The sequence below is a fragment of the Mycobacterium sp. HUMS_12744610 genome (assembly GCF_041206865.1).
Classification (GTDB): domain Bacteria; phylum Actinomycetota; class Actinomycetes; order Mycobacteriales; family Mycobacteriaceae; genus Mycobacterium; species Mycobacterium servetii.
In genome coordinates this window covers 1,503,268-1,525,102 of record NZ_JBGEDP010000001.1, presented here as the reverse complement: position 1 = coordinate 1,525,102, position 21,835 = coordinate 1,503,268, and the positions used below count along the sequence as shown (strand labels likewise).

The following is a 21,835-nucleotide window of genomic DNA, read 5'->3' as shown; positions in this document are numbered from 1 at the left end:
TGGCGAGCCTTTGAACGGGGCGCGGTGTTCCTGCCCGGCACCGAGGTGCTCGCGGTGGTGGCGCGCAACGGCCGGGCGTCCCCACCGGCCGCGGGATCATCGACGCCGACATCGTGGCGTGCGCGGCCGGCTTCAGGGGGCGGGCGCCGCCGGCTTCCTGCAGCGGCTCACCACCAACGAGGTCGACAAGAGCGTCGGGTCGGTCACCTACACCCCGCTGCTCGCCGATACCGGTGGCATCCGCAGCGATCTCACCGTCGCGCAGCTGGGCGAAAGCCGCTTCCCGTTGGGCGCCAACGGCCCCCAGGACTTCGACTGGCTGACCCGCCACCTGCGCGACGACGGCAGCGTCACGCTGCGCGATGTCACCGGGGGCACCTACGGCGTCGGCGTGTGGGGGCCGGCCGCGCGCGAGCTGGTGCAGCCGCTGTGCCGGGAAGACTTGTCGCACAAGGCTTTCGGTTACTTCCGTGCGCACCATACCTACCGAGGCGCCGTCCCGGTCACGATGCTGCGGGTGTCCTACGTCGGTGAACTGGGGTGGGAGATCTACACCGAGGCCGGCTACGGCGGCGCGCTGTGGGAGCTGCTGTGGACGGCCGGCCGGGCCCACGGCGCCATCGCCGCCGGGCGCATAGCGTTCAACTGCCTGCGCATGGGAAGGGCTACCGCGCCTGGGGCACCGACATGACCGCCGAGGACCGGCCCGACGATGCCGGTCTGGGCTTCGCGGTGCGCATGACCAAGGACGACTTCGTCGGCAAGGCCGCCCTGCTGGCGTCGGTACCACGAAAGATGCTGCGCACCATCGTTTTCGAAGAGCCCGCCGCCGTGGCACTGGGCAAGGAACCGGTGCACGCCGGGGACGGGTGCATCGGGTAATCACCAGCGCGGGCCATTCGCCCACGCTGGGCCGCACCGTCGCCTACGCCTGGCTGCCCGAGGTCGGCGCAGTGCGGGAGCGGCGCTACTTCGCGATCACCGTCAAGCCGACCGTGTTCATCAACCCGGTGCCCGACCACGTTTCCACCGGATGTTTCCACTGGCCCCCGATCGCACCGTCGTCGAATGCGACTGGCGCTACGCCGCGGACGTGGCGGCCACAGGCGACCTGTCCGGGTCGGTCGAGCTGTTCCACCGGGTCAACGAGCAGGACTTCGACGCGTGCCGGCGCACCCAGCCGGCGATGTCCTCGCGCGCCTACCGGGCGGGCGGCGTCCTGGTGCCCGCCGAGCTCCACATCGCCGAATTCCACCGGTGGGTGGTCTCGCGCGTCGGCGCGCCCGCCGGGCCGAGGTGAGCGGGTCGGTCCCTGAACAGCGGTATAAGCGCGATCATCATGGCGAGTGGCGACAACGGAGATGCCCCCGCCGGCTCCGACACAGGCCCCGATCGCGCTGCAGACCTGGATCGGCCAGGCCTGCCCGGCGCACGCCGTCGGCCGGAAGCCGCCGCCTTCGCCGAGGTCGCGCAGCGCACGATCGCCGCCGCCGACAGCATCAGCCGCCGGCTGGGCTGGACCGAACGGGCATCTTAGGCCGATTCGTCTTCCACAGCGGCCTCGACGGCCATCCGCTCGCGCAGGCTGTCATAGATCGGCGGCGACGCCACCAGGTACGCGGCCAGCACCGCCGCGGCGGTCGCGGCCAGCATGGGCACGATCACCTCCGTGGTGGCCGTCATCTCGACGACGATGACCATCCCGGTGACGGGCGCCCGGACGGTTGCCCCGAAGAACGCCGTCATCCCCACCAGCGCCATCGGAACCGCCAGCGACGTCGCGTCCGTCGGCCACACGAGGTTGAAGACCCCCACGAACAACAGTCCCCACAGCGCACCCACCGCCAGTAGCGGCGCGAACAGCCCGCCCGGCACGCCGGCCGAGTATGACAGGGGACCCGCGAAGAACCGCACCACGAGGTAGCCGATGACGACGGACAGGGCGAAGCGGTGCCCGCCGAGGATCAGTTGGCTCACGGGGTCGCCGCCGCCGACAGCGCGGGGGTAGACGAACATCGCCAGCCCGATGACCGCACCGACCAGGGCCGCCTTCGCGGGAGCCGGTACCCGGCCCAGCGCAGCCACGTGGTCGATGAACCACAGCACCAACCGGTTGTAGGCGGCACCAAGCCATCCGGTGAACAGGCCGAATACGACGAACAACGGAAGCCACCGCAGCTCTGGGGGCCCGATGCGTTCGACGTCAAAGTCCGGGTAGTTCCCCAGGACGAGCCGGGCGCAACCGACGGCCGCGGCGGCGGCGAAGAGAGTCGCCAGCACGGTCTTCACCCGGAACGACTTCGTCACCTCTTCGAGGGTGAACAGGGTGCCACCGATCGGTGCGTTGAAGGCGACCGCGAGGCCGGCGCCGCCCAACGCCGTCTGCATCATCCTGACCTCGGAGTCGGGCAGCCGGACGCGCCGCGCCGCCTCGGCGCCGATCGCCGCACCCATGTGCACCGTCGGGCCCTCGCGGCCCAACACCAGCCCCGACCCGATGCTCAACACGCCCCCGATGAACTTCGCCGGAAGCAGGCGGATCAGCGGTGGCCGGGCGTCACCCCGGAAGACCGCCTCGACATGCTGGATCCCGCTGCCGGCGGCCAGGGGCTCCCATCGCACGACCAGGGCGGCCAGGGTGGCGCCGGCCGCCGCCGCGGCGAGGGGGACCAGCCAGCCCGGCCCGGGCAGCCGGTGCGCCCAGTCCACGAAGTCGACGCGCAACTGGTCGGCGGCCTGCAGGCACCAGCGGAAGGCGCCGCCGACGAAACCGATGGCCACGCCCGCAACGGTCGCCGTCACACAGATGAGCAGAGAACCCCGCATCGAATCGTCGGGCGGGTCGGGACCTGCCGTCGGCGCGGTCATCGCGGCCCGCCAACTGGTCGGTGTGGATGGTGGTCGTCCCTGCCGCGAAGACGCGCGAGCACCCTAGTTCTCCTTCGACGCTGGACCGGCCCGGCTCCCAGTCTCGCAGAAGGAGGTCTGCGCTGTCGCGCAGCCGACCGAGGCGCCAGGAGAACGCCCTCGTCTTGGCGATTACCGCTCAGCAACAGGAGGCAGTATCGGCCGCAACACCGTCGGAGACCCCGTCGCCGGTGTCATCGCAGCCGGCACCGAAGGTCTGCGAGTCGGACAGGACGGTGTAGACCTCCCACCGCTCGCCGGCCGGTCCGGTCACCCAGGCCTTGTCTTGCAGGGCATAGCAACAGGTCGTGGCGATCTGCTCCTCGGGGATCATCCCCTCAGCCGCGAGCCGGGCGATCTCGTCGTGGACCTCGCCGCTGGATTCGACCTCGACGCCGAGGTGGTTGATGGTGCCGCCATGGCCCGGGTTCTCGATCAGCACCAGCTTCAGGGGAGGTTCGGCGACGGCGAAGTTGGCGTAGCCGGGTTTGACCTTGGCCGGTTCGGTGTTGAACAGCTTGGAGTAGAACGTGATTGCCTCGTCAAGGTCGTCGACGTTGAGGGCCAGTTGCATGCGCGACATCGTTGTTCCTTTCTCAGGGGCGACCGGGTTGCGTCGTGTCTGCGGACCCCAGGAGCTCGGCCACCAACAACCGGACCCGCTCGGCGATGTCGTCGCGGATGGCCCGCACCGTCGACAGGGGCTGACCGGCAGGATCGGGCAGTTTCCAGTCGCGATAGGACACACCGGGGAAATACGGGCAAGCATCACCGCAGCCCATGGTGATCACGACGTCGCTGGTCTGAACCGCGTCAGGGGTGAGGACCCTGGGGTTCGCGGCGGCGATGTCGATGCCGAGCTCGGCCATGGCCGCGACGGCGACGGGGTTGACCTGATTCGCGGGTTCGCTTCCGGCGGAACGCACTTCGATACGGTCCCCGGCCATGCTGCGCAGCAGCGCGGCGGCCATCTGTGACCGCCCGGCGTTGTGGACGCAGACGAACAGCACGCTGGGTTTAGCGGCCAACGGCCGGGCCTCCCGTCGACGCGCCCGGGAACAGCCGGGGACGCAGCGCCAGGGACACGTACACAAGGCCGACCAGCACGGGCACCTCGATCAGCGGTCCGACGACCCCGGCCAGGGCCTGCCCCGAGGCCGCGCCGTAGGTCGCGATCGCCACCGCGATGGCCAGTTCGAAGTTGTTGCCGGCCGCGGTGAAGGCCAGCGTGGTGGTGCGCGCGTAGCCGAGCCGCAGCAGGAACCCGAGGGTGTACCCGCCGGCCCACATGATCGCGAAGTAGGCCAGCAGCGGCAGCGCGATGCGTGCGACATCCCATGGCCGCGAGGTGATCTGGTGGCCCTGCAGGGCGAACAGGATCACGATGGTGAACAGCAGCCCGTACAGGGCCCACGGCCCGATGCGGGGCAGGAACGTCGACTCGTACCAGGTACGGCCCCTGGCCCGTTCGCCCAGGCGGCGCGAGAGGTATCCGGCCAGCAGCGGGATACCGAGGAATACGAGCACGGATTCGGCGATGTGCCACGGGGAGACGGCGATGCCGGTCTGCGGCAGGTGCAGCCAGCCGGGCAGCACCGACAGGTAGAACCAGCCGAGCGCGGCGAACATGGCCACCTGGAACAACGAGTTCAGCGCGACGAGCACGGCCGCGGCTTCGCGGTCTCCGCAGGCCAGGTCGTTCCAGATGATGACCATGGCGATGCAGCGGGCCAGCCCGACGATGATCAGCCCGGTGCGGTACTCGGGCAGGTCCGGCAGCAGCAGCCAGGCCAGCGCGAACATCACGGCCGGCCCGACGAGCCAGTTGAGCACCAGCGAGGACACCATCATCTTGCGGTCGCCGGTGACCTCGTCGAGCCGGTCGTAGCGGACCTTGGCCAGCACGGGGTACATCATGACCAGCAGGCCGATTGCGATCGGCAGTGAGATGCCCTGGACCTCAACGGAACTCAATGCCGGTCCGAGGCGGGGAACGAGGCGGCCCAGCAGCAGACCGGCGACCATCGCCACCCCGATCCAGATCGGCAGGAACCGGTCCAGCGTCGAGAGCCGGGTCACCACCGGGGCGGGGGTGGACACCGATGTCGTGCCATCGGTCATGGCTCGCACCTCGCCGCGGTCGCCGCCGGCTGCTCGTCGAGACACAGGACGGACGAAAGCTGCTGCAGCGCTGCGGGAATCACTCGGTAGTAGACCCAGGTGCCGCGCCGCTCACAGTCGAGCAGTCCGGCCGTGCGCAGCAGTTTGAGGTGGTGGGAGATCGTGGGCTGGGAGAGGTCGAAGGTCGTCGAGATCTCGCAGACGCAGGCTTCACCGCCGGGGTGGCTGGCGATCAGGCTCAGCAGGCGGAGTCGGACCGGGTCGCCGAGCGCCTTGAACATCGCCGCCAACCGGCCCGCGTCTGACTCCTCGAGGGCCGCCGCCCCCAGCGCGGGGCAGCAGCCAATCGCTTGATTTGACATATTTCTATATAACAGTTTATCGAATCAATGCGCAAGGCGTGGGACCGGTGAGCTCGGCCATGCTGGGCAGAGCTTCACCCCTGAGAACCCCGCCGTGCCCCCAGTCGGGCTCGAACCGACACTGGACGGTTTTTACAGTAAGAGTGAGTGCGAAGCGGTCGCTGGTGCCTCACACACAGTGAGCGCGTAGGAGGCTTGCACTACTTCGCCTTCCCTCTCTGTCAACCTTGGGTGAGGCACCCGTCCCCTGACAATCAGTGACTCGAGGGCGGGGATGGAGAGCTTCCCCGAGATGACAAGCAAGGTGACCACGTTGGTGCGAGCGACCGGGATCGAAGATCCTAGTCGGGTGTCCGACGCTGAGACGCAACGTCCCGATCCGCAGGTGCCCGAGCGGGCCCGGCGGCGAACGTTCACGGCGCAGTACAAGCTTGAGATCTTGGCGGCCTACGAGGCCGCCCCTGAAGGTGAGAAGGGTGCACTGCGCCGCGAGGGTTTGTACTCCAGCCACATCGTGGAGTGGCGGCGGGCCCGTGACGCCGGCGCGCTGGCGGCGCTGGCCGCCCCGCGTGGACGCAAGCGACGCGACCCACAGGCCGAACGGATCGCCCGGTTGGAGGCCGAGAAACACCAACTGGAGCAGGAGCTGGCCAAGACCCGCTTCGTGGTGGATGTCCAGGCAAAACTGCACGCGCTCTTGGAGACGCTCTCCGAGAGCGCGGAGCCCGAGAACGGGTCGATGAAGTGAGCGACGCAGCGATCGTCGAGCTGGCGCCCAAGATCGGCGTACGCAACGCCTGCGATGCCGTCGGTGTCGCCCGAGCCAGCTACTACCGCCGGCACCGGCAAAGCCCGCCATCACAGCGGCCGGCGCCGATCCCACACACCGACCGGGTGCAGCCGCGTGCGTTGTCCGGCGCCGAGCGGGCCGCAATCCTCAATGAGTTGCACAGCGAGCGGTTCGTCGACACCTCGCCAGCCGAGGTGTGGGCCACCCTGCTCGACGAAGGCCGCTACCTCGGCTCGATCTCGACCTTCTACCGGCTGCTGCGGCAAGCCGGCGAGAGCCGGGAGCGCCGCCGGCAGGCCACCCACCCAACGACGGTAAAACCCGAGCTGGTCGCGTTCGAACCGAACCAGGTGTGGAGTTGGGATATCACCAAGCTGCGCGGCCCGGCGAAGTGGAGCTGGTACTACCTGTACGTGATCTTGGACATCTTCTCTCGCTACGTGGTCGGATGGATGGTTGCCAGTCGCGAAAGTGCCGCGCTCGCTGAGGTATTGATCCGTCAGACTTGCACCAAGCAGGGCATCGGGCGCGACCGGTTGACCATCCACGCCGACCGTGGCTCCTCGATGACCTCCAAGCCGGTGGCGTTCCTGCTCGCCGACCTCGGTGTCACCCAGTCGCACTCGCGCCCGCACGTCAGCAACGACAGCCCCTTCAGCGAGGCGCAATTCAAGACGTTGAAGTATCGGCCCGATTTCCCCGACCGGTTCAACTCGATCGAGGCCGCCCGCCGGCACTGCCAGGTCTTCTTCGGCTGGTACAACGACGAACATCGCCATACCGGGCTGGGTTTGCACGTTCCCGCCGACGTGCACTACGGCACCGCCGCGATCATCCGTGACAAGCGCGCCGGTGTGCTCGACACCGCCTACGCTGCACACCCAGAACGGTTCGTGCGAAAGCCGCCCGAGCCGCCGAAACTGCCCAGCGGTTCATGGATCAACAAACCAGACGACACCCAGGAGGCCACTCAGTAAATACCACCCAACGGTGCCTCATTCAGGTTGACAGATTCCGCTTGGCCAATCAGTTGATTGACGGTTGTAATGCTTGCAGGTCGATGTGGCGGGCGGCGGCTAGGCCTTCAGTAAGCGTGTCGGCGGGTGAGAATTTGGCAAAGGCCTTATCCTGGTTGGGTTTTGCGGTCTCAACGCAGCCCGGCAGGAAAGGCCTTTGTGGTGAAGAGGATAACCCATAAGCAGAGTAGGCGGAACATCGCCGCGCGGCGGCGTAGGGTGGCGGCGCGGCACGCGCGGGCGGGGAGTTGGGGCGCGCAGCCCGCGCCGATGCTGAACACGGGTGTGGTGCGCTATGAGGTCGGTGCGAACATCGACGCCACCGCTTTCGGTGGCATCGCCGCGCTGCACCGGCTGGTGACCCGGCTGGGGCTGGTCGAGCGGATCGACGAGGACCTGCAGTTGCTTAAGGTGCACCTGCCCTATCACGAATCCGACCACGTGCTCAACCTGGCCTACAACGTGGCGTGCGGGGGCACTCGGCTCGAAGACATCGAGCGGCTGCGCCACGACAGCGCCTATATGAACGCCTTGGGCGCGCAGTTGATCCCGGACCCGACCACGGCCGGTGATTTCTGTCGCCGGTTCAGCCGGGCCGACGTGGCGACGTTGATGGAGGCGATCAACGCGGTGCGCCCGCAGCTGTGGGCGCACCGGGGTCGTGAGCTGCTCGGCCCGGTCGCCTACCTCGACGTCGACGGCACCATCGCCCCCACCTACGGGCAGCACAAGGCCGGAATGGATATGTCCTATAAGGGCATCTGGGGGTATGCGCCGCTGATCGTGTCGCTGGCCAACACCAAGGAGGTGCTCTACCTGGTCAACCGGCCGGGCAACGCGCCCAGCCACGCCGGCGCGGCGGCCTGGATCGACAAGGCGATCGACCTGGTCGCCCCGCACGCCCAGCGAGTATGTGTGCGCGGGGACACCGACTTCTCGTTGACCGCGCACTTCGACGACTGGGCCCAGCGGGTCGATTTCGTGTTCGGCATGGACTGCAACACCGCGCTGCGCTCGCGCGCCGAGGCGCTGACCGAGGCTGACTGGACACCGCTGCGCCGGCCCGACCCCGAGCCGGCGCGGACTGGGCAGCGGCGCCGGCGCGAGCCCAACCACAAGCGGCGCATCGTCGCCGAACGCGGCTACGTCAACCTGGAACTCACCTGCGAGCACGTCGCCGAGTTCAGCTACCAGCCCGGCAAATGCCGCCGACCCTACCGGGTGATCGCGCTGCGCAAGAACATCAGCAAGTCCCGCGGCGAGGCGGCCCTCATCGAGGAGATCCGCTACTTCTTCTACATCACCACCCGCACCGACTTGACCCCCGCACAGGTCGTGGCCTGCGCCAACGACCGCTGCGACCAGGAAAACGTCATCGAGCAGCTCAAAAACGGTGTCAACGCGTTACGGGTGCCGCTCTATGACCTGGTATCCAACTGGGCCTACATGGTCATCGCCGCCCTGGCCTGGAACATCAAGTCCTGGTTCGCCATGATGCTGCACCGCAAAGCCGACCGCCGCGAGTGGATCACCATGGAGTTCCGCCGCTTCACCACCCAGGCGATCCTCATCCCCGCCATGATCATCCGCCACGCCCGCGCCATCACCGTGCGGATCATCGGCTACCACCCCAGCCTGGACCGATTCCTCAGCGCCTACACCACCATTGAACGCACTCGCTTTGGCTGACGTCTGCACCCTGAACCGACCTTCGGGCCCTGCCGCGCCCGCCCACGACACTCGCCCTCTTCGCCCGAACCGAAACACCGCGCATCGTCCCCGCATGTCCACACACCCGACAAACCCACGCAGCAGCGATAATCCAGCCAATCCAGGACCGCTCACACACCCGATGACAACCGTCACCGCCCAACAAAGCCGCCCACCGCCGACCGGAAACGACATCCCGAAGAATCCTGGGAACCCGCCGACGCCGACACGCTTATTTGAGGGCTAGGGCCTCGGTCTTGGTCTTGGCCAGGTCCAGCAGCTGCATTTGGATGGCGTTGATCTGTCGGGTCAGATCGGCCGGGTTGATGCCTTCGATCCGGGCGGCGACGTTCGCGAGTTGTTGGGTGTCAAGCACTCCCGATGCCTGCAGACGCTGCCACGGGGTGGCCGGCTTGTCGTAGATGCGCTTGCGGCGACCAGCTGCGGTGGTGGTGTAGCCGAGGGGCTTTTTGGTCGGGGTGAAGAAGTTCAGCGGCAGCGACACCAGCTTCCACAGCTGGTTGAGCAGCTCCAGCTCCGCTGGGGTGTCGTAGCGCCAGTAGAACGCGTGTTTGCGCACCACGTGGTTGTTCTTGGACTCCACATGCGCCTGATCGTTCTTCTGGTACGGCCGCGAGCGGGTCTGGGTGACGTCGCGGTCCTGCAGCCACTGGGCGACCTCATGATTGATGAATTCACCACCGCAATCGCTGTCGAAAATCACCACGGGAAACGGGAACCGCTGCTCCAGCTCCTCGATGCCGGCGGTGATCCACTTGGAGGCGTTGTTGCGGATCGAGTACTTCTCGGTCCAGCCGATCACCAGGGAGCCTGTCACGATTTCTGTGTAAGTCAGAGGTGATTTGACTACGAGTTGTATTCTAGCACAATGGGATTCGCCCAGGGAATAGTCTGGCGAGTGTGTTGAGCGCCACAGTCCAGTTGTGCGTTCCAGTACCCGAATAGCCTCCTCTCTCGCTGGAGATGTTGCGCAGCCCGAGGTACAGCAACTTCATCGCGGCGTCCTTGTCCGTGAAATGACCACGGTTCTTGGTGATCTTGCGCAACTGGAAGTTGATCGACTCGATCGCATTGGTGGTGTAGACGATCTTGCGCAACTCCACCGGATAGTCCAGGAACGGAACGAATTCCCCCCAGGCGTTGTGCCACACGTCAATTGCACCCGGATATTGGGCGCCGAATTGCTGGTCGAACTCCTTGAGTGCGAGTTCGGCTCCATCGACGGTCGGCGCACTGTAGATCGCCCGCATCGCGGTGGCGACCTTCTTGCGGTCCTTATAAGACACGAAGCGCATCGCATTCCTAATGACGTGCACGACGCAGGTCTGCACCACGGTATCGGGATAGATCGAGCGGATCGCATCAGGCAGACCGGTCAGCCCGTCGCAGCAGGCGATGAGGATGTCGCGCACCCCGCGGTTGCGCAGGTCGATGACGACCTTCTGCCAGAACTTCGCCCCCTCGGAGTCCTGGATCCAGCAGCCCAAGGCGTGTTTGCGGCCCTCCAGATCCACGCCAATGGCCAAATAGGCGACCTTGGTGGTGATGACCCCGTTGTCGCCGATCCGCAGCCGCAGCCCATCGATGTAGAGGATCGGGTAGACCTCATCGAGCGGGCGGGCCTGCCAGGCCTTGATCTCATCGACCACCACCTCGGTGATATTGGAGATCAACTCCCGCGACACCGACGCCCCATAGACCTCCTGCAGGTGGGCTTCGATATCGCGGGTGGTCATTCCCCGTGAATACAGCGACAACACCACCGAATTGATGTTGTTGAGCCGGCGGGTCTTCTTCGGCACAATCGCCGGCTCAAACGAGCCGTTGCGATCACGCGGCGCATCGATCTGCACCGGGCCGTTGACGGTGGTCACCGTTTTCGGCGTGGTGCCGTTGCGCGAATTTCCCGATCCGCGTCCGGCCGGATCGCCGGCCTCATAGCCCAGATGGTGGGTTAGCTCCGCATTCAGCGCCCGCTCCAGCACGGCCTTAGTCAGCTGGTTCAGCAAACCGTCCGCGCCGTCGATCGGGGTCCCGGTCTTCACCGCATCCTTAATCAACGAGTCCAGCGTCTCTTCGGTGAACATCTCGGCCAGCCGCCGCGCCGCGGTCGTCTCCTCAGCCGGCATCTGCATGGTCTTGGTCACAAAACACTCCTTCTGTCCGCCCAACGGCGGTCCGATGATGGACCACCCCGGACTTACACAGATGGAATGACACGCCCTCACCAGGTCGGTCATGGTCAGGGTGCGGGCGAACTCGCCGATCAAACTCGGGCCGCAGTGCGCCACGGTGTCGGCCTCGATCACCCCGGAGTCTCGGGCGCCTCATCAGAACAGGTACGGATCGTGATCGAATTCCGCAGCAGCGGTGACGGTTTGGTCGTCGAGATGCCCTTGATACGCATCGCATCCCGAGCTGGTTTGAGGTAGCGGTCGACGGTGGCCGCGCTCATCGCCTTCAGCTCGGCCATGACCACCAGATACTTGCCGCACGGCATGCCCATCAAGGCCCACACGTGCTCTAAAAGCGCTCTGGCGTCGTCGCTGAAGCCCCGCGGGCGCAACCTACGCCCATCGCGACCTGCTCAGCCGGATCCGCCAGCCGCGGTCCGGTCAGCATCCGCCGGGCGGTCGAACGGCCCATCCCCCGTGGTAGCCACCACCCGATCCAAGATCGCGGTCTTATCCGCCTTCGACGCCTTGCGGTACTGACCATGCAGTTTGTTGGTTACCTGCCGTCTCGCGGCCATATCGGTCTTGCCCTCCACACCGGGCAAGCCTCTCTGGTTACGCGCTCAAAATAGCTGAGGCACCGCCGTCAGCCACGCGCTCAAAGTTGTTGAGGCACGCCGAGATCTGGTGAACCTCTCTCAGGAACTCCTACGCCGTCAGCGCGCAGGCCCGAACCTGAAAAGGAGCGACTTTCTTCGCGCGGGTGTGCGCCCTGCCGCGCCTGTGATTCAGCGGCTCATCGACGTACACCATCAGCGGTTCGGGGTCGCACCGATCTGCCGGGCGCTGGCCACCCAGGGGGACACGTCGGGGCATAGGACCATCGCACTCGACAGGACAACCACGGCGTCGTGGAGGATGATGGGGCGATGCGATTCCTCATGGTGTTGGCCAACCTAGCCGCCGTCGTCGGCGCAGCGGTGCCGGCGCAGGCCGAGCCGAGCAGCATCGACCCGGGTCTTGACGGGAGCTTTCTGAGCCAGCTCAGTCAAGCAAGCATCACCTATGCCAACGGGCCTGCCGCCGTCGCGGCCGCCCACACGGCGTGCGACATGATGGACTCGGGCCAGAAGGAAATCGACGTCATCAAAAAGGTGATGACTCTGAATCAAGGGTTCGGCCTCGCCGGCGCGACTAGGTTCACGGCGATCGCGTCGAGCGTCTACTGCCCCGACTACCTATCGAAGCCCAGCGCTAAATGACCAGCCGTGGACAACCCGGACACGTTGCCACAAAATACTTAGGGTTAGCCCACTGATCAACAGTGGAGGAGGAAACAGCGAATGATTATGTCCTTCAGGGCTAGACAGGTGGCCGCTGTCGGCGCCGCTATTGCCGGCATCGGGTCGGTGAGCTTGTCGAGTTCAGCTGTAGCGTACGCGCAGCCGCCCCTCATCTCCCCGGCCAGCGAGTTCACGTGCCCTGACACCGCAGGGCTTCAGTATGTGCAGGACCCGGACGATTCACAGGCATACTACGTCTGTGCCGACGGCAAGCAGCAGGACCATCAGCAGTGTCGGCCAGGTGCTTTTCTGAACCTCAATGTGACGCCGCCCGAGTGTTTGACTCCTGATCAAGAAGATTACCCGAAGTAGGAACGCGCCAGCGCAGCCTCATGGGGGAGGTCCATGACGTGCCGCGACACCGGCCGTGGCGCGCCAGTTGGTACTGGTGCCACCTGTAGATCCACCCACAGTAGAGATTTCGTTGAAGTCCCGACAACGCGTTGCGTGCCGATTCATCCGTCATGGTTCTGCCGTGCCGGCGACGCCGACGTGCCATCGCACTCCGCTGATGCACGCTCCGGGGTCTTGCGGATCATCCCGAACTGCTCATCGGGATGTCTCCCAACGCAGCATTAGGCTGCCCAGGTGAGTCACGCCAGTCGGTACGTGTCTAATGGCTGGCACGAAGCCAGGTTCTAGCTCGAATTGCGGCACGCGCCCCAACCACTCGGTCAAGAACTCGACAATTTCAATACGGGCCAGGTGCATACCCAAGCATCTGTGTATACCGCTGCCGAACGCCCAATGGCGTTGGCGCAGAATGGTTCCATCGCTGGCCGTTGCCATCTCATCACCTCCGCTCTCGCGGCCCGCTGCTTCCAAGGCCAGCCACACCACACTGTGCGCCGGGATCGTAAAGCCGCCGACATCGACTTCTCTGGTGGTGACGCGTGGTATCGCCGGCCCCGGTGCCTCCAACCGCAACATTTCCTCGACGAACGCCGGGATCTGTCCTGGGTCTTCACGCAACCGGGCCTGCAGTTGTGGATCGCGTGCGAGACGGAGAAGCGAGAAACAAATCGCCGCCGCGACCATTTCAATACCTGCAACCGAGAACAACAGAAGCACGACGGCAGCCACCTCGGCCCGGCTGAGCGGAAAATCCGGGTCGCGGGCTCGTCCCTCGATTAGCGGCCAGAGAATGCCGGGCGGCCGCCGGGTCTTTCTCAGCCCGGCCCCAAGCGCGGCATCCAGCCAATTGAAGAGTTGAAGTTCGGCTGTCCCGTCCAAGTCGCCGATCACTGCGGCCCGGATCAGCTGTGCCGCACTTTCGTCGTCCGGCGGCAAACCGCAGACCATGAGCAGCGATTGGCAGGCGTAGGCGTCGACGAGGCCCGTCGAATCACACTGCCCTTCATCGGTGACCCCGGCTATCAGCGTCGCGGCCTGCGCGCGCAAGCCCAAGGCAAAAGGGGCCAATGCTTTGGGGCTGAAGAGGGGATGTAGGACGCGGCCGAAACGGGCATGATCCGTTCGCGTTCCGCAGGACAACGGCACCTGCGGAAGCGGTACGCCGAAAGAGGTGATTCTAAAGGCTTTCGGCGGCGACATAAACATGCCCGGGTCGAGCAAGGCCGCACGGACATCGTCGCGCCGTGTGAGGTAATACCCGTGCAGCATGGGTTTGCCGGCTTCGATTTTCACCACCCGGCCCAGATCGCGCAACTGACGCCAGAAGGCGCCGCGGTCTGCCACGAAGACCGGACTCTCCTTGTGATGTAAGGGATGCGAATTCAAGTTGCCCTACCTTTCTCGCTGATGTTTTCGGGGCCGTGTTTTCGGGGCAGTGGAGCGATCCTTGCGCAGACCCGCCGCCAGGCGGGGGCTTTGGCTGAAGCCCGGTTTACCGAGGCCCGATGATCGTTCGGGCGTGGGTGCTGGTGCGCGTTCGCAACCGGGACGCGATCATTCCCAGCCGGCTTCCAGCAGTTCGCCAGCCAGCCGACGGATATTGCCTGTCGCCGTCTGCATCGTCGTCATTGCCCGAAAGATCGCCTCCGCGACCGGGCGTGGCATGGTGCAGTTACGGATCACCGCTTCCCGGAACATCGCCTCAGCGTGTGAGCCGAGCACCGTGGTGGCGTTCACCGCGTCAAGGCAATCATGAAGCGCCTTGTTACGGGTAAACATGTGCGCCGCTGAGATTTCCAGCTGCATATTCTTGAGAAGGGAGTCAAGTTTCTTGCTGTTCGGCGCAAGAGCGTCCTCGCGTTCCTGTTTCTCGGGCATCGTCACCACTTTGTGTCCACGTTCAGTGAGTATTGCTAGCTCGAGGGTGTAGTCGTTGACCGCGCGCGACACCCGAATCAGGGCAAGTTTGAACTCTTGTTCGCGCAGCTGGACGCGTTGGATGCGAGCTTGTTCCCGCTGTGCTTCAAGCTCGATTCGGTGTAGCTCGCGCACATTATCCAGCTCTCTGGCCGACCTTTGCTCGGCCGCCTTAAGCTCACGCCGCAGTCGCTCATGCGCTTCCCTGACTTCGTCTTGTGCCCGGCTCCGGATGACGACCGACTGCCAGAGAGCAACGAAGACGGCAATGAACGTGGCAAGACATGAAAGGCGGGCGGCCTGGAAAGCGACGTCCCAGGGGCGAGTCGGCAGCAGCCAGGCGAGTAGCACCGCGAGGAGGAGGAGTGTCGCGATTCTGCGGGAAACACGCAGCGTGGTGCAATGCCACCAGCACCGGCGATCACGTAGTTCCAAAGACGCTGAGCCTGTTTGGCCTTCGTGGCGGTCCACTGTTTGGTCCGGCTGGGACGGTTCGCTCATAATTTTTCACCGGGCTCCCTTCGGCGGGTCGAGAATTGGGCCCGGCGGTGCACTCCGACGGGGCTTGGGCAACGCGACGCGACACACCCGTTACGGGGGCATCATGCTCAACATCGACAAAAACAACACCTGCACGCTCGAACTTCGCAAACACCACCCGCAACCGGTCGACGCCCACAACGCCACACAACACCCAATCCCTCTGTGGAACAATCGATTCCTAGGCTTCACCTTCCCGCCACGCTGGCACCCGGGACCGCACGGGAAAGAAAACCTCAATTCGATTTCCGCGCCGGGAATCGAGGGTAGGACGTCCCTCGACACCCTACCCGCCGTCCGCACCCTCACCGTCTTCTCCTTTGCCGGTTACCTCGTCGCCGCCCCGGTGCCGGCCGGCTCCTGAGCGTCTTCGTGTGCGATCAGTCCACGCGGGTGGCGTGCATCTCCCAAAACGGGGCGTACGCCCGGCCATTGGTCAGCCAGGGCTCGATCAACCGAAACCCCTCGACGAAAGACCGTATCTGCTCGGCCTTATCGGGATTGCGGGCGATCATCATGTCAAAGGATTCGATGCTCATGTTGACCTGATACGTGGTCGGCCCCAGATACGTGAGCCGCCAACCGGCGTCGGGGAACATCTGGATGAAGTCGTCCAGGGACACCGACCGCGGCGCAACGATACCGTTAACACTGTAGTGGGCGTACTCGAACATGTAGAGCCGCGCTCCGGGCTTGGTCGCCCGATGCAAAGCCTGCGCATAAATCCGCTTCGCCTCAGGCACGTCCGAAAACACGTGATAGAACGCGCAATCGACGACCGTGTCGAAGCGGTTCTCCAGGCCGTCTAGCCTTATCGCGTCACCCACCTGAAAGTTCACCGAAACCCCGGCGCGGCGCGCGTTCTCCTTTGCCCGCTCGATCGCAGCCGGTGAGGAATCGATACCGGTCGCCGAGTATCCCTTTGCGGCGTAGTAGATGGCGTGATGCCCCGGACCGGTACCCGGGTCAAGAACCTCGCCCTTAACCGCACCCAGCGCGACAAGTTGCTTAACGATCTCCTGTGGGCCGCCGATGTCCCACGGCGTGGCCGCCGGCAAGCCGTTCGCGGACTGCTGATCGCGATACATCTTCTCGTAGCGGAGGGGATCGAATTGCCCGGGTTGGCTCATCCCGCAACGATAAAGAGTTTGTCGGAGCCGCGCTCGGCGAGCCGGCAACACTGTTTCGCCGGCAACGTGGCCGTGGCCCGTTGCCACACTGGATTTCCTGACGTTTCCTCGGTTGGGATCCTTTCTCACTCACGATCTTCGGGCGGGGTCGCGTGCCGCTTGCCGGCGTGGTCCGCTCCTCGATCATGACCAGCTGCTCGCGCGCCACGCCATGCCCGTTCCGGCACACCCGACGTCCCGCCTCGGCGCACGCACCGATCAACCCGTCATCAACTGCCTCGACGGCGTCGTTGCCCCCACCGGCCACACAGGGAGTGCGCCCCTGATTTCCTTCACGCTGACTGCCCGAAAAGCCATGCTCGGCCGCCCCTTCGTGACGAGAACTGCCACAGCAGTCGAACACCAGGACGATGGCGGCGCGGGCCGGGGCACTTCAGGAGGTGATACCTCAGGCGGCGGGCCGCGAGTCCCCCGGAAAATGCCGCGAGCGCCGGCGTCACCAGCCCGTTAGTGCTAGTCGGCGTGCCCCCAGTCGGACTCGAACCGACACTTGACGGATTTTAAGTCCGCTGCCTCTGCCAATTGGGCTATGGGGGCCCGGCGGCGAATGTAGCGTGCGCGAACGGGGCCGGGGGCATCGCATCCCCTCTCGAGGCCGGCCCGCACCCCAACATGCGACCCGGCCGCGCTTCGATTATTGTCCCGCGGCCGAGCGGCGTACATCGCGTACTGCCGCCCTGGCCACATGACAGCGCTATGTCGCTCGACGGCGACTTGTTAAAACTGCCCGCGCCACCGTTAAAACGGCGTAAACGGCTGCCAGCTAGGTCTTTTCGGTCGCGACTATGGAGACGTGGATCGTTAGCCTTACGCCAATGCACAGCGGTCCTTGGGCAAACACCCAGGGTCGATCGGCCGCATTGAGCCAGCGATTTTGACACGACGGAGGAACGGATGTCATTTCTGAAAACACTGCCCGCAGAATTGTCCGCTGCGGCGGCGCAGCTGGAGGCCATCGTCAGTTCGCTGACCGCGCAGCACGCGGGCGCTGCGGCGGCGACCACGGCCATCGCACCGGCAGCCGCCGACCCGGTGTCGTTGCAGCAGGCGGCGCTCTTCTCGGCATACGGCACTCAGTATCAGGCGACGGCAACGCAAGCTCAGACCGAACAGCAGCAGTATGTGAACACGCTGAATCAGACTTCCGGTACCTACTCAGCTGCCGAGGCCAGCAACGCGGCCCAGCAGTCCCTAGACCCAGCCTCATTGATCAACCAGGCATACAACTTCCTGAACAGCAGCAACGGGCTTTTCAGCCCCTCAGGTGGTGGAACCACCATCGGTATGGACGAGATGGGCAACTGGGCCTCGGCCTACTCGGACACCATCGGGATGGGGGGCGGCGGCCTCCTTTCGGCCATATCGGCTCCCGAAGAGGCCGGCGCCGACCTCGGCGGCCTTGCCGGCGCAGCCGACCTCGCGGGCGCGACGACGCCGGCCGTCGGCTCCGGCATGGCCGACATCGGTGCCATGCCGGTGGCCAGCGTGGGTTCGGCGACCATGGTCGGCAAGTTGTCGGTGCCGCCGAGCTGGGCCGGCGCAGTCACTACGGTGTCGAGTACCACGCCGATGGACCCAATGGCACTGCCGACCGCGGGCTGGACCGCCGCAGCGCCGCAGTCCGGTCCGGGGGTGGCCATCCCCGGTATGCCCGGGATGGGCGCGGCCGCGCGTAACAGCGCCGGCTTCGGTGCGCCACGCTACGGCGTCAAGCCCCTCGTCATGCCCAAGTCGACGACCGTCTAAACGGCAGAAGCGCCCGCGCTGCACGACTGGTCAACAAGAAGCCAAATTCAGCTAATTAAGAGGAAAGGGATAGACCGCCAATGTTTATGGATTTCGGAGCGATACCCCCAGACGTCACGTCGGCGCTCATGTATTCCGGCGCGGGCTCCGGACCGCTCATGGCCGCCGCCGCGTCATGGTCTAACCTGGCCGCGGAGCTGAGCACTGCAGCGTCCCAGTGGGAGTCGATCGTCACGACGCTGACCACCGAGCACTGGACGGGTGTGGGGTCGACAGCCGCGACCGCCTCAGCCGAATCCGTCGTGTCCTGGCTGACCACCGCGATGGCGGCGGCCGAACATGCAGGCGCCCAGGCGACGGCGTCGGCGGCCGCCTACGAAGCAGCGTTCTCCGCGACGGTGCCCCCGCCGGTGATCGCTGCCAACCGTGCTCAGCTGGCGGCGCTCGTCGCGACCAATTTCCTGGGCATCAACACGGCGGCGATCATGGCAACCGAGGCCCAGTACGCCGAGATGTGGGTCCAAGATGCCACCACCATGTACACCTACCAGGCCGCCTCGACGGCCGCCGGGGTGCTTCAGCCGATCGCGCCGCAGACGCCGGCCACCAACCCCGCCGCGGCCGGTATTCAAGCCGCGACGACAGCCCAGAGCGCGGCGGCAGCGCCCGCGCAGGGGGGGCTCGATTCTGCCATCTCGGGCCTGCAGACCGGCTTCTCCGAGTTGCAGAGCTCACTGAATTCGATTCTGACCCTCAACGGCCAGATCCCGTCGATTGCCGATTTCGCCGAGATTCCGGTCGTCCAGAATGTCATCTACAACATCGGTGTCACCGCGGCGTGGAACGTCGCCATGATCACCGCGACCTTCCCGCTGCTCGGCCACTTCCTGGCCGGTGCGCCGTTGGGTGTCACCGTCGACGACGTCACGCCCCTGGGCGCCGGCTTGGGGATAGGAACGTCGCTGGTGGGGTCGACCACGCCGCTGGGGCTGGGCGGCGCGGTGTCGGCCGGTCTCGGCGAGGCGTCCGCCGTCGGCGGTCTATCGGTGCCGGCCGGCTGGTCGGCGGCCGCCCCGGCGACGCTGGCCTCCTCCACCGCCCCGCTGGAGGGCTCGGGCTGGACCGTCGCCTCCGAGGCGGCCGAGCCGGTCACAGCCATGCCCGGCATGCCGGGGATGGCGGCGGCGGCCAAGGGCGCCGGCGCTTACGGGGCCGGGCCGCGCTACGGCTTCAAGCCGATCGTCATGCCCAAGCAGGTGGTGGTCTGAGACGGAAAAGCGGGGACATGTCACCCATTTGAGGCAGGCAGTTAACCGGTAGGCCCTAATCTGTCCGGGACGCGGGGAGCCGCGACCGTTGCAGACTTCGACCAACCCCAAGGCTGGAAAAGCAAGAAAGAGAAGGAGATAGGCAACATGGCAACACGTTTTATGACCGATCCGCACGAGATGCGTGCGATGGCGGGCCGCTTCGAGGTGCACGCGCAGACGGTGGAGGACGAGGCTCGCAAGATGTGGGCGTCGTCGATGAACATCGCCGGTGCGGGCTGGAGCGGCCAGGCCCAGGCGACGTCCTACGACACCATGGGTCAGATGAATCAGGCGTTCCGCAACATCGTTAACATGCTGCACGGGGTGCGCGACGGGTTGATCCGCGACGCGAACAACTACGAGCAGCAAGAGCAGGCCTCCCAGCAGATCCTCGGCAGCTAATAGCGAAAGCCACTGCCTTCCAACACTTTCGAAGGAGCTAAGCAATGAGCATCAATTACCAGTTCGGGGATGTGGACGCCCACGGCGCCACGATCCGCGCGCAGGCCGCCTCGTTGGAGGCCGAGCACCAGGCCATCGTTCGTGATGTGCTGGCCGCCGGTGACTTCTGGGGCGGTTCGGGTTCGGTGGCCTGCCAGGAGTTCATCACCCAGTTGGGTCGCAACTTCCAGGTGATCTACGAGCAGGCCAACTCCCACGGCCAGAAGGTGCAGAGCGCCGGTTCCAACATGGCCAGCACCGACAGCGCCGTCGGGTCCAGCTGGGCCTGACGACACACCTCCACGAAGGGGCCCGCACACCTCCGGTGTGCGGGCCCCTGTCTTGCTAAGTCAGCCGGCCACCGGTGAGCGCGGGATCAGCGAGGGACGGAACCCGACGCGTTGCACCGCGCCGTCGGCCTCGCGTCCGACCATCCCACCCAGCGGCAGCTTGGACACACCCGGGGTGGTCGCCGACGCCGGCGCCGCTCCCCACCCACCGGGCATGCCGTTGGCGCCCGGCGCTGTGGGCAACGGCGTGACCGACGACACAGTGTCCGCCCAGGTGGGCGGCACCGACAGGGTGCCGAGCGAGGCCGCCTGGCCCACGCTGGCCGACGCGCTCTCACCCAGGCCGCCGAGCCCGAGGGTGCCTAAGCCCGGGAGTCCCGCACCCCCGTCGGCTCCGATGATCGAACCCGCGCCCTGCACGTCCAGCGCCAGCCCCTGATAATCGAGGCCCAGGCCGTAGAGATCGAAGCCGATGCCACCGACATCCGAGATCGAGCCGCCCACGTCGCCGAACACGCCGAAGCTGGTGCCGAGCACCACACCCTCCGGCGATGCGAAGACGCCCGCCAGCCCACTCAGCGCGGAAGCGGCAGACGTCCCCGACGTGGCGCTCGAAACGGCCTTCGCGGCGCCCTTGCCGGGCCCGTTGACCAGCGATGTGAGCGAGCTCAACGGCGAATACGCGGCTGATGCCATCGACACCCCGTCGCCCATCGCCATCCCGGAGACGCCGGACGCCGCTCCGGGGTTGGCGAGGCTCTGCAGGGTCTGGGGCACCGAGGACATCAGGTGCGTCGACGCCGTCCGGGCATTGCCGCCGGTCGCCTGGGCCACCGCACCCGTCTGAATGCCCACCCCGCCGGGGTTGGTGGTCCGCGGCGGTGCCGTGAACGTCCCGAAGCTCGATGCGGACGCCGAACTGGCAGCGTAGTTGTACATCGCGGTGGCGTCCTGCGCCCACATCTCGCTGTACTCGGCCTCGGTCGCCATGATCGCGGGCGTGTTCTGCCCAAACAGGTTGGTCGCGATCAGCGCCATCAGCTGAGCCCGGTTGGCCGCGATCAGCGGCGGCGGGACCGTCATCGCAAACGCCGTTTCGTACGCGGCCGCGGCGGCCGTGGCCTGGGTGGCCGCCTGACCGCATTGCTCAGCGGTCACCGTCATCCATGACACGTAAGGCGTGACCGCGGCCGCCATCGCCATCGACGTGGGGCCAACCCATTCTTCCGTCAGGGTCGAGATCACCGACCGGTAGCCGCTTGCCGCGCTCTGCAGCTCGGCGGCCAGGGACTCCCACCCCGCCGACGCGGCCAGCATCGAAGCCGGTCCCGGTCCGGCATACATGCGAGCGGAGTTGACTTCCGGCGGCAATGCGCCAAAATCCATGAGCTTTCCTCAATCTGATTCCGTTTGCTGATCGCGGCCGCGCGCACTGTTGCACGCGCGGTCCGGTGCGCCGGGCGCACCGGGCATCGCACCGGCCTTCTCGTCCGAGCCCGGGACAGCGCGCGGTTGCAGCTGGTGCCGGCCGTGTCCGCGCCGGAAAGTAGACGAGGCTTGCCGTGAAAGACCGTCATTTCGAAGGGAATTCCGTAACGAAGTG

The 21,835-nt window shown here is 66.0% G+C and carries 22 protein-coding genes, 1 tRNA gene and 3 pseudogenes; 13 read left to right on the top strand and 13 right to left on the bottom strand.

From position 1 onward, the window contains the following. Positions 1-118 precede the first annotated feature (118 nt). The 4 genes and pseudogenes from AB8998_RS07635 (at position 119) to AB8998_RS07620 (ending at position 1,537) form a co-directional block, all read left to right on the top strand. On the top strand, positions 119-691 hold the full coding sequence (locus AB8998_RS07635; protein WP_369737315.1) for a hypothetical protein: 573 nt from the start codon (positions 119-121) through the stop codon (positions 689-691). Next, positions 688-882, top strand: a complete 195-nt coding sequence (locus AB8998_RS07630) for a hypothetical protein (protein ID WP_369737314.1) — start codon at positions 688-690, stop codon at positions 880-882. Before AB8998_RS07635 ends, AB8998_RS07630 begins: the two co-directional genes overlap by 4 nt. A 77-nt stretch (positions 883-959) precedes the next feature. Then, a pseudogene (locus AB8998_RS07625) lies at positions 960-1,300 on the top strand (SRPBCC family protein); the annotation flags it as partial. Between the two features lie 39 nt (positions 1,301-1,339). Continuing rightward, positions 1,340-1,537: a hypothetical protein gene (locus AB8998_RS07620; protein ID WP_369737313.1), complete on the top strand. Its 198-nt coding sequence runs from the start codon at positions 1,340-1,342 to the stop codon at positions 1,535-1,537. On the opposite strand, the gene AB8998_RS07615 is transcribed toward AB8998_RS07620, so the two are convergent. The 4 genes and pseudogenes from AB8998_RS07615 to AB8998_RS07600 all read right to left on the bottom strand — a co-directional run bounded on the left by AB8998_RS07615 (position 1,534) and on the right by AB8998_RS07600 (position 5,390). Then, positions 1,534-2,868, bottom strand: coding sequence for a ClC family H(+)/Cl(-) exchange transporter (locus AB8998_RS07615; protein WP_369737312.1), 1,335 nt, complete (start codon positions 2,866-2,868; stop codon positions 1,534-1,536). The two genes, AB8998_RS07620 and AB8998_RS07615, sit on opposite strands and share 4 nt — an antisense overlap. A gap of 178 nt (positions 2,869-3,046) precedes the next feature. Continuing rightward, the gene (locus AB8998_RS07610; protein WP_369737311.1) at positions 3,047-3,490 is read right to left on the bottom strand and encodes an ArsI/CadI family heavy metal resistance metalloenzyme; all 444 of its coding nucleotides are present in this window, start codon (positions 3,488-3,490) and stop codon (positions 3,047-3,049) included. Between the two features lie 13 nt (positions 3,491-3,503). After that, positions 3,504-5,028: pseudogene (gene arsB, locus AB8998_RS07605) on the bottom strand (ACR3 family arsenite efflux transporter). Then, a complete protein-coding gene (locus tag AB8998_RS07600; protein WP_369737310.1) occupies positions 5,025-5,390 on the bottom strand; it encodes an ArsR/SmtB family transcription factor in 366 nt (121 codons plus the stop codon). The pseudogene arsB and the gene AB8998_RS07600 overlap by 4 nt, the downstream one beginning before the upstream one ends. A gap of 331 nt (positions 5,391-5,721) precedes the next feature. Between AB8998_RS07600 and AB8998_RS07595 the strand changes: the two genes are divergently transcribed. Together AB8998_RS07595 and AB8998_RS07590 are read left to right on the top strand one after the other, a co-directional pair. Further along, a protein-coding gene (locus AB8998_RS07595) for an IS3 family transposase (protein ID WP_369741468.1) occupies positions 5,722-7,157 on the top strand; the annotation gives its coding sequence in 2 pieces (ribosomal slippage) (positions 5,722-6,070 and positions 6,070-7,157; 1,437 coding nt in all). Between the two features lie 201 nt (positions 7,158-7,358). Continuing rightward, entirely contained in the window at positions 7,359-8,885 is a 1,527-nt protein-coding gene (locus AB8998_RS07590; RefSeq protein ID WP_369741466.1) for an IS1380 family transposase, read from the top strand. Between the two features lie 253 nt (positions 8,886-9,138). Here AB8998_RS07590 and AB8998_RS07585 read toward each other — a convergent pair whose 3' ends face one another. From AB8998_RS07585 to AB8998_RS07570, 4 genes and pseudogenes are all read right to left on the bottom strand, one after another. Further along, complete coding sequence (locus AB8998_RS07585; protein WP_369737308.1) at positions 9,139-9,744, bottom strand: integrase catalytic domain-containing protein; 606 nt, start codon at positions 9,742-9,744, stop codon at positions 9,139-9,141. Positions 9,745-9,787: 43 nt separating this feature from the next. Next, entirely contained in the window at positions 9,788-11,023 is a 1,236-nt protein-coding gene (locus AB8998_RS07580; RefSeq protein ID WP_369741377.1) for an IS256 family transposase, read from the bottom strand. Positions 11,024-11,232: 209 nt separating this feature from the next. Continuing rightward, positions 11,233-11,400 carry a hypothetical protein gene (locus AB8998_RS07575; protein ID WP_369741827.1) on the bottom strand — a complete coding sequence of 56 codons (168 nt, stop codon included), beginning with the start codon at positions 11,398-11,400 and terminating at the stop codon, positions 11,233-11,235. Then, positions 11,389-11,604 (bottom strand): annotated as a pseudogene (locus AB8998_RS07570) (integrase catalytic domain-containing protein); the annotation flags it as partial. The pseudogene AB8998_RS07570 and the gene AB8998_RS07575, both read right to left, overlap by 12 nt. Positions 11,605-12,012: 408 nt before the next feature. On the opposite strand from AB8998_RS07570, the gene AB8998_RS07565 reads away from it, so the two are divergent. After that, on the top strand, positions 12,013-12,363 hold the full coding sequence (locus AB8998_RS07565; RefSeq protein WP_369737307.1) for a DUF732 domain-containing protein: 351 nt from the start codon (positions 12,013-12,015) through the stop codon (positions 12,361-12,363). A gap of 108 nt (positions 12,364-12,471) precedes the next feature. After that, positions 12,472-12,756, top strand: a complete 285-nt coding sequence (locus AB8998_RS07560) for a hypothetical protein (protein ID WP_369737306.1) — start codon at positions 12,472-12,474, stop codon at positions 12,754-12,756. Positions 12,757-12,993: 237 nt separating this feature from the next. On the opposite strand, the gene AB8998_RS07555 is transcribed toward AB8998_RS07560, so the two are convergent. Together AB8998_RS07555 and AB8998_RS07550 are read right to left on the bottom strand one after the other, a co-directional pair. After that, the gene (locus AB8998_RS07555) at positions 12,994-14,142 is read right to left on the bottom strand and encodes a cytochrome P450 (protein WP_369737305.1); all 1,149 of its coding nucleotides are present in this window, start codon (positions 14,140-14,142) and stop codon (positions 12,994-12,996) included. A 210-nt stretch (positions 14,143-14,352) separates the two neighbouring features. Further along, positions 14,353-15,216: a hypothetical protein gene (locus AB8998_RS07550; RefSeq protein WP_369737303.1), complete on the bottom strand. Its 864-nt coding sequence runs from the start codon at positions 15,214-15,216 to the stop codon at positions 14,353-14,355. A gap of 103 nt (positions 15,217-15,319) precedes the next feature. On the opposite strand from AB8998_RS07550, the gene AB8998_RS07545 reads away from it, so the two are divergent. Next, complete coding sequence (locus AB8998_RS07545) at positions 15,320-15,619, top strand: hypothetical protein (RefSeq protein ID WP_369737302.1); 300 nt, start codon at positions 15,320-15,322, stop codon at positions 15,617-15,619. A 16-nt stretch (positions 15,620-15,635) separates the two neighbouring features. Here AB8998_RS07545 and AB8998_RS07540 read toward each other — a convergent pair whose 3' ends face one another. Together AB8998_RS07540 and AB8998_RS07535 are read right to left on the bottom strand one after the other, a co-directional pair. Further along, a complete protein-coding gene (locus AB8998_RS07540) occupies positions 15,636-16,385 on the bottom strand; it encodes a class I SAM-dependent methyltransferase (RefSeq protein ID WP_369737301.1) in 750 nt (249 codons plus the stop codon). A gap of 523 nt (positions 16,386-16,908) precedes the next feature. Then, positions 16,909-16,982: transfer RNA gene (locus AB8998_RS07535), tRNA-Leu, on the bottom strand. Positions 16,983-17,339: 357 nt separating this feature from the next. Between AB8998_RS07535 and AB8998_RS07530 the strand changes: the two genes are divergently transcribed. The 4 genes from AB8998_RS07530 to AB8998_RS07515 all read left to right on the top strand — a co-directional run bounded on the left by AB8998_RS07530 (position 17,340) and on the right by AB8998_RS07515 (position 20,232). Continuing rightward, entirely contained in the window at positions 17,340-18,191 is an 852-nt protein-coding gene (locus tag AB8998_RS07530; RefSeq protein WP_369737300.1) for a PPE family protein, SVP subgroup, read from the top strand. An 80-nt stretch (positions 18,192-18,271) separates the two neighbouring features. Further along, complete coding sequence (locus AB8998_RS07525; protein ID WP_369737298.1) at positions 18,272-19,459, top strand: PPE family protein; 1,188 nt, start codon at positions 18,272-18,274, stop codon at positions 19,457-19,459. 147 nt (positions 19,460-19,606) lie between these two features. Then, entirely contained in the window at positions 19,607-19,903 is a 297-nt protein-coding gene (locus AB8998_RS07520) for a WXG100 family type VII secretion target (RefSeq protein WP_066914021.1), read from the top strand. A gap of 44 nt (positions 19,904-19,947) precedes the next feature. Further along, positions 19,948-20,232 carry a WXG100 family type VII secretion target gene (locus AB8998_RS07515; RefSeq protein WP_369737297.1) on the top strand — a complete coding sequence of 95 codons (285 nt, stop codon included), beginning with the start codon at positions 19,948-19,950 and terminating at the stop codon, positions 20,230-20,232. Positions 20,233-20,292: 60 nt separating this feature from the next. Here the strand turns inward: AB8998_RS07515 and AB8998_RS07510 are convergent, their stop codons facing one another. Further along, positions 20,293-21,618: a PPE family protein gene (locus AB8998_RS07510; RefSeq protein WP_369737295.1), complete on the bottom strand. Its 1,326-nt coding sequence runs from the start codon at positions 21,616-21,618 to the stop codon at positions 20,293-20,295. Between the last annotated feature and the right edge of the window lie 217 nt (positions 21,619-21,835).

What these genes read in the sequence shown, in the direction of transcription:
- AB8998_RS07630 (WP_369737314.1), top strand. Translation starts at nt 688, where the DNA reads ATGACCGCCGAGGACCGGCCCGACGATGCCGGTCTGGGCTTCGCGGTG.
- AB8998_RS07575 (WP_369741827.1), bottom strand. Translation starts at nt 11,400, where the DNA reads ATGGCCGAGCTGAAGGCGATGAGCGCGGCCACCGTCGACCGCTACCTC.
- AB8998_RS07545 (WP_369737302.1), top strand. Translation starts at nt 15,320, where the DNA reads ATGCTCAACATCGACAAAAACAACACCTGCACGCTCGAACTTCGCAAA.
- AB8998_RS07615 (WP_369737312.1), bottom strand. Translation starts at nt 2,868, where the DNA reads ATGACCGCGCCGACGGCAGGTCCCGACCCGCCCGACGATTCGATGCGG.
- AB8998_RS07600 (WP_369737310.1), bottom strand. Translation starts at nt 5,390, where the DNA reads ATGTCAAATCAAGCGATTGGCTGCTGCCCCGCGCTGGGGGCGGCGGCC.
- AB8998_RS07540 (WP_369737301.1), bottom strand. Translation starts at nt 16,385, where the DNA reads ATGAGCCAACCCGGGCAATTCGATCCCCTCCGCTACGAGAAGATGTAT.
- AB8998_RS07525 (WP_369737298.1), top strand. Translation starts at nt 18,272, where the DNA reads ATGTTTATGGATTTCGGAGCGATACCCCCAGACGTCACGTCGGCGCTC.
- AB8998_RS07530 (WP_369737300.1), top strand. Translation starts at nt 17,340, where the DNA reads ATGTCATTTCTGAAAACACTGCCCGCAGAATTGTCCGCTGCGGCGGCG.
- AB8998_RS07550 (WP_369737303.1), bottom strand. Translation starts at nt 15,216, where the DNA reads ATGAGCGAACCGTCCCAGCCGGACCAAACAGTGGACCGCCACGAAGGC.
- AB8998_RS07515 (WP_369737297.1), top strand. Translation starts at nt 19,948, where the DNA reads ATGAGCATCAATTACCAGTTCGGGGATGTGGACGCCCACGGCGCCACG.
- AB8998_RS07520 (WP_066914021.1), top strand. Translation starts at nt 19,607, where the DNA reads ATGGCAACACGTTTTATGACCGATCCGCACGAGATGCGTGCGATGGCG.
- AB8998_RS07610 (WP_369737311.1), bottom strand. Translation starts at nt 3,490, where the DNA reads ATGTCGCGCATGCAACTGGCCCTCAACGTCGACGACCTTGACGAGGCA.
- AB8998_RS07620 (WP_369737313.1), top strand. Translation starts at nt 1,340, where the DNA reads ATGGCGAGTGGCGACAACGGAGATGCCCCCGCCGGCTCCGACACAGGC.
- AB8998_RS07510 (WP_369737295.1), bottom strand. Translation starts at nt 21,618, where the DNA reads ATGGATTTTGGCGCATTGCCGCCGGAAGTCAACTCCGCTCGCATGTAT.